This is a genomic window from Clavibacter lycopersici, from assembly GCF_003576405.1.
Classification (GTDB): Bacteria; Actinomycetota; Actinomycetes; order Actinomycetales; family Microbacteriaceae; genus Clavibacter; species Clavibacter lycopersici.
The window spans coordinates 1-6,317 of the sequence record NZ_QWGT01000164.1 but is presented as its reverse complement, the minus strand read 5'-3'; the positions used below and the strand labels follow the sequence as shown (position 1 = coordinate 6,317).

Annotated in this window: 6 protein-coding genes; 2 read left to right on the top strand and 4 right to left on the bottom strand. The window is 73.3% G+C overall.

Annotated features, from left to right (window positions below; all coding sequences use genetic code 11):
• From DZG00_RS10920 to DZG00_RS10905, 4 genes are all read right to left on the bottom strand, one after another.
• Positions 1–1,318 (bottom strand): hypothetical protein (locus DZG00_RS10920; protein WP_233550122.1); only part of this gene is annotated, 1,318 nt, incomplete at its 3' end.
• Between the two features lie 130 nt (positions 1,319–1,448).
• Positions 1,449–2,732 carry a uracil-xanthine permease family protein gene (locus DZG00_RS10915; protein WP_119382497.1) on the bottom strand — a complete coding sequence of 428 codons (1,284 nt, stop codon included), beginning with the start codon at positions 2,730–2,732 and terminating at the stop codon, positions 1,449–1,451.
• A gap of 117 nt (positions 2,733–2,849) precedes the next feature.
• The gene (locus tag DZG00_RS10910) at positions 2,850–3,251 is read right to left on the bottom strand and encodes a hypothetical protein (protein ID WP_119382496.1); all 402 of its coding nucleotides are present in this window, start codon (positions 3,249–3,251) and stop codon (positions 2,850–2,852) included.
• Positions 3,235–3,432, bottom strand: coding sequence for a helix-turn-helix transcriptional regulator (locus tag DZG00_RS10905; protein ID WP_119382495.1), 198 nt, complete (start codon positions 3,430–3,432; stop codon positions 3,235–3,237). Before DZG00_RS10905 ends, DZG00_RS10910 begins: the two co-directional genes overlap by 17 nt.
• Positions 3,433–3,535: 103 nt before the next feature.
• On the opposite strand from DZG00_RS10905, the gene DZG00_RS10900 reads away from it, so the two are divergent.
• Positions 3,536–5,518: a M13 family metallopeptidase gene (locus tag DZG00_RS10900; protein ID WP_119382494.1), complete on the top strand. Its 1,983-nt coding sequence runs from the start codon at positions 3,536–3,538 to the stop codon at positions 5,516–5,518.
• Between the two features lie 11 nt (positions 5,519–5,529).
• A partial coding sequence (locus DZG00_RS10895; protein WP_147359975.1) for a serine hydrolase occupies positions 5,530–6,317 on the top strand: 788 nt, incomplete at its 3' end.

The window sequence follows — 6,317 nt, the reverse complement described above, 5'->3', positions numbered from 1 at the left end:
CCCGCCGCGGGCCGCGCCGGCGGACGCCGACGGCGGCGGCCCGTGCCGGCTCCCCTGCCGTGACGGCGCCCAGCCGCACCAGCTGCACCACGGCGATCCCCAGGAGCGCGAGCTCCCCGAGGTCGCGCAGGGTGATCACCGCGACCATGGCGGGCACCGCCGCGGTGAGCAGCAGGTACCCGTACGGGTAGACGACCTGCGTGAGCGCCGCCACCGCGAGCCCGAGGCGCGCGACGGCGGCCGTGCCGCGCGCATGGCGGTCGTGCACGAGCATCACGACGATCGGCACCGCGAACCACGAGACGTACTGCGGCGATCCCACCTTGTTGGTGAGGATCAGCGCGGCCACGAGCGCCAGCGACAACGGCCCGATCAGGGCGGTGGCCCCCGCGCCGCGACGGGCGGCGCGCATCCCCAGCAGGGTCACGCCCAGGACGGCGACGACCATCACGGGCGTCATGGCCGCGGCCACCGCGTCGACGCCCGGCCCGGCGACCTGGAACGCGATGATGCGCGGGTCGTCGTAGATCCGGTACCCGTCGTCGCCGAGCGCGATCCGCCAGAGGTGGTACAGCGCCGCGCTCGACTCCACCTGCAGGCCGCGCCCCGCCTGCTGCCCCACGAAGCCGAGCAGGTTCGCGCCGCTGCCGAGGGCGAGGGATCCCGCGGCGACGACCGCGGTTGTGGCGATCGACGCGACGCCGACGCTCGTGCGCGCGGCACCGCGGCGGACGATGAGGGCCGCGGCGAGCAGCGCCGCCGGCCACACCTTCACCCACGCGCCCACGGTGAGGAGCACGGAGGCGACGGCCGGCCGCGTCGCGAGCACGAGCAGGCCCGCGAGCGCGAGCGGGACGGTGACGGCGTCGATGCGGCCGAGCGCGATCGGCCCGAGCGCCACCAGGAAGCCGAGCCACCACGCGGCGGCGGCCATGCCCCGGCGGGATCGCAGGAGCAGCGCGAACGCCGCGGCGTCGAGGAGCGTGACCAGCGCGAGCCACACCGTGCCGAAGAACGCGGTGCCGCCCACGAGCGAGACGAGCATGGGCGCGGCCGCGAGGATCGGGTACACCCACGGCAGGTCGATGCCGACCCGGCCCCCGCCGGCCATGCCGTCCTGCATCCACGTGCGGTAGATCCCCGTCACGTCGCCGAGCGCGGAGGTCGGCCCGAACAGGTTCAGCGTGATGAGCCAGAGGTGGCAGAGCGCGAACGCCAGCCACATGCGCTGGACCCGCTCGCGGGATGCGCCGCCCTCGCGGGTCGTGGCGCCTGCGGTCGCCGTGCCGTGACCGCTCGAGGCGCCGGGGTCGTGCATGTCGGGGGGATCTCCTGCCTGGGTGGGGGCTGTCGGCGCGGCCGGGGTCGGGTCCCGCGGTGCCGTCGCCGCAGCGCGATGCTAGGCCACCGGATCGACGCGAGCCCGTGAGCGGCGGGCGGGCTCCGCGCTAGTCGGTCCCGCGCAGCCGAGCGATCGTGTGCATCACGTGGTAGATCACGATGGCCGCGATGGTGCCGAGCGCGATGCCGTTGAACGAGACCGTGCCGAGCGTGAAGGTGAACGGCGCGATCGCGACGATGAGCGCGGTCGCCGCCGTGAGCTGGTTGACGGGCTTCGAGAAGTCGACCCTGTTGTCCAGCCAGATCTTCACGCCGATGATCCCGATGAGCCCGTACAGCGCCGTCGTCACGCCGCCGAGCACGCCCGGCGGGATCGTGTTGATGACCGCGCCGACCTTGGGGGAGAGGCCGAGCAGCACGGCGAACGCGCCGGCCACCCAGTAGGCGGCGGTCGAGTAGACGCGGGTGGCGGCCATGACGCCGATGTTCTCGCCGTAGGTCGTGGTGCCGGATCCGCCGCCGAGGCCCGCGAGCACGGTCGCGATGCCGTCGGCCAGCAGCGCGCGGCCGGTGAGCTTGTTGACGCTCGCGTCGGTCATCTGCGCGACCCCGCGGATGTGGCCCACGTTCTCGGCGACCAGCACGAGCACGACGGGCAGGAACGCTGGCAGCAGCGACCAGAACTGCGGCGTGATCTCGGGCGCGTGGAACTCGGGCAGCCCGATCCACGCGGCGTCGGCGATCGACGAGAAGTCGACCTCGCCGCGGATCACGGCCACGACGTACCCGACCACCACGCCGAGCACGATGGAGAGCCGCCCGAGGATCCCGCGGAACAGCACGGTGGAGAGGATCACGGCGGCGAGCGTGATGGTCGCCGTCACGGGCGCGACCACGAAGTTGTCGCGCGCGGCCGACGCGAGGTTGAAGCCGATGAGCGCCACGATCGCGCCGGCCACCACGGGCGGCAGCAGCGCGTCGATCCAGCCGGTGCCCGTGAGCTGGACGATGCCGCCGACGACCGCGAGCATCACGCCGACAGCGACGATCCCCGCGAGCGCCGCTCCGATGCCGCCGCCGCCCGACGCCGTGGCCGCGTTGGCCGCGAGGATCGGCGCGATGAACGCGAAGGACGAGCCGAGGTAGCTGGGCAGCCGGTTCTTCGTGACAGCCAAGAAGAGGATCGTCCCGATCCCGGAGAAGAACAGCGTGGTCGTGGGCGGGAAGCCCGTGAGCACGGGCACGAGGAAGGTCGCGCCGAACATGGCGACGACGTGCTGCATCCCGAGCCCGATGGTGCGCGGCCAAGTGAGGCGCTCGCCGGGGCCGACGACCGCGGATGCGTCCACCGCCCGTCCGTCGCCGTGGAGGGTCCAGATCTGTCGGGCCATGATCGCCTGCTCTCGCGCGGGTGTGTGGGGAGACGCCCCGATCCGCGAGCGTAGCGAGGCCGTGTTGCGGTGGCGTTTCCGGCGGCGGATCCGAGCCGCGCCGGCGCGGACGGTGCGTCAGCTGCGGCGGACGACCACGGAGTTCGCGACGCCCCACACGATCGCCAGCGCCATCGTCTGCCCCCAGATGAACCAGTCGATGCGGCCCATCAGCGTGGTGGCCACGAACGCCGCGACCGAGATGACGAGCGCCGCGACGCCCACGACCGCGAAGCCCTGCTGCGCCAGGCGCCCGTCGCGCTCGTCCCGGTACTCCAGGCCGTTGATCCGCGTGACGTCGCGGGCTCCGGGTCGGGCGGCGTACACGGCCCCCGCGAGACCCAGGACGCCGAAGGTCGCCAGCACGATCGTGCCGGGCACGTTGCCGGTCACCGCGCAGATCAGCGCCCCGGCCAGGAACACGGACACCAGGATCGCGTTCACGCGGGAGATCCCGCGGCGTTCAGTCGTCTTCGACATGGAAGACCTCCTCGACGGATCGGTGGAAGAAGCGCGCCGCCTTCACGGCGAGCGCGAGCGACGGGTCGTAGCGGCCCGTCTCGATGGCGTTGATCGTCTGGCGGGAGACGCCGAGCGAGTCGGCGAGGGACTGCTGGGAGAGCCCGGCCGCCGTCCGGAGCTGCCTCACCTCGCTGCGCATGGATGACAAGCTAGCTTTACAGCACGGAGGTGTCAAGCGCGCTTGTCATCGACGGCGTCGGGCTCCCGGCGTGCCGCAGGCGAACGCGCCTAGGCTCGACCCCATGAGCGCCGAGACACCTCCGACCGGGATCCGCACCGACGAGCTGGACGAGGGGGTGCGACCGCAGGACGACCTCTACCTCCACGTGAACGGCCGCTGGCTCGACCGCACCGAGATCCCCGACGACAAGGCCCGCTGGGGCTCGTTCCACCAGCTCGCCGAGGCGGCCGAGGAGGCCGTGCGCGTGATCATCGAGGAGGCCGTCGACGCCGAGCCCGGCACCGAGGAGCGCAAGACCGGCGACCTCTTCACGAGCTTCATGGACTTCGAGCGCGTCGAGGCCCTCGGCGTCGAGCCGATCCGCGACCACCTGGATGCGGCCGCCGCCGTCACCGATGTGCCGTCCTTCCTGCGGACTCTCGGCACGCTCGAGCAGACGAACGTCAGCGGCCTCCTCGGCCTCTTCGTCGACAACGACCCGGGCGACCCCGAGCGCTACATCGTGCAGGTGGAGCAGGGCGGCCTGGGCCTCCCGGACGAGAGCTACTACCGCGAGGAGGGCCACGCCGCCATCCGCGACGCGTACCGCGCCTTCGTCGAGCGCATGCTCGGCCTCGCGGAGCTGGACGACCCCGCGGGCCGCGCCGACCGGATCCTCGACCTCGAGACGCGCATCGCCGCCGTCCACTGGGACAACGTCCGCACGCGCGACAGCCAGGCCACCTACAACCTGACCACCTGGGCCGAGCTCCGCGACCTCGTGGCGAAGGCGGCCGGCGCCGACCTCGACGTGTGGCGCGACGCGCTCGAGGCGCCCGCCGCCGCGCTCGACGAGGTCGTGCTGCGCGAGCCGAGCTTCGCCGAGGGGCTCGGCGCGCTGCTGACCGACGCCGAGGTGCCTGCCCTCCGCGACTGGCTCACGTGGCAGGTCATCCGCTCGAACGCGGCCCTGCTGCCGAAGGCGTTCTCGGAGGCGTCCTTCGACTTCTACGGCCGCACGCTCACGGGCGCGCCCGAGCAGCGCGTGCGGTGGAAGCGCGGCGTCTCGCTGGTGGAGGGATCCATGGGCGAGGCCATCGGCCGCATCTACGTCGACCGCCACTTCTCCCGCACCGCGAAGGCCGAGATGGACGTGCTCGTCGGCCACCTCGTGCAGGCGTACCGCGACTCCATCTCCGGCCTCGAGTGGATGACCGCGGAGACCCGCGGCCGGGCGCTCGAGAAGCTCGAGAAGTTCACGCCGAAGATCGGCTTCCCCGACAAGTGGCGCGACTACTCCGCGCTCGAGATCGACCCGACCGACCTCGTGGGCAACGTGCGCGCGACCGCCCGGTTCGAGACGCGCCGCGAGCTCGCGAAGATCGGCGCCCCGCTGGACCGCGACGAGTGGTTCATGACGCCGCAGACCATCAACGCGTACTACAACCCGGGCTTCAACGAGATCGTGTTCCCGGCCGCGATCCTGCAGTTCCCGTTCTTCGACGAGGCGCGGGATCCGGCGGCGAACTACGGCGCGATCGGCGCGGTCATCGGCCACGAGATCGGCCACGGCTTCGACGACCAGGGCTCGCGCTACGACGGCGACGGCCGCCTCACCGACTGGTGGACCCCGGCCGACCGCGCCGCGTTCGAGGAGCGCACGGCGTCGCTCATCCAGCAGTACGACGCGCTGGTGCCGGCGCAGCTCACGGCCGACGACGCCCCGCACGTCAACGGCGCGCTCACGATCGGCGAGAACATCGGCGACCTCGGCGGCCTCTCCATCGCGTGGAAGGCGTACCTCCTCTCGCTCGAGGGCGCCGAGCCGCCGGTGATAGACGGCCTCACGGGCGCCGAGCGGTTCTTCCTCTCCTGGGCGCAGGCCTGGCAGCAGAAGGGCCGCGACGCCGAGGTGATGCGCCTGCTCGCCATCGACCCGCACGCGCCGAACGAGTTCCGCTGCAACCAGATCGTCCGCAACATCGACGCCTTCTACGAGACGTTCGACGTGCAGCCGGGCGACGGCCTCTGGCTCGACGAGGAGGCCCGCGTCACCATCTGGTGACGCGCCCGACGATGAGCGACACCGGCGAGGATCCGCGGCGCCGCCCCCGGCACACCGGGGGCGGCGCCGCGCGCCACGCGGGGCAGGAGCCGACCGACGGCTTCCGCTCCGCCTTCCGCGCGCTCGGCGGCCTCGCCCTCGACGGGATGCGCGTCGCCGCCCGCGCGATCGACCTCGACTCGGGCGATGTCGTGCTCGAGGTCGACGACCACGTCGCGCTGCCCGCGGCGGGCCTCGGTCGCGTGCTCCTCCTCATCGAGCTGTCGGCGCGCATGACCGGCGGCGACCTCTCGCCGCTGCACCTCGTCGACCGCGGACCCGACGACGAGGGCGGCACCGCGGGCCTCTGGCGCCACCTCGTGGTGCCGTCGCTGCCCGTCACCGACCTCGCGTCGCTCGTGGGCGCGACCGGCGACGCAGCCGCCACCAACGCGCTCCTCGGGCTCGTCGGCCTCGACGCCGTGCGCACGCGCGCCGAGTCGCTCGGCCTCCGCCGCACCGCGCTCCTCGACGTGGCGCGCGGCACCCGCGGGCCGGACGACGCCCCGCAGCTGTCCGTCGGATCCGCCCGCGAGCTCGCGTCGCTCTTCGCCTCGCTCGTGCACGGCGAGGTCGTCGACGAGGAGACGAGCACGCGCGTGGTCGGCTGGCTCGCGCTGAACACCGACCGGTCGATGGTCGCGGCGTCCTTCGGCCTGGACGCGCCGGTCGGCCGCGGCGGCGAGCACGGGATGGCGCTGGTCGACTGCACGGGCGTCGACCGGGGCGTGCGCGCCGAGGCCGGCGTGCTGCGCGGGCC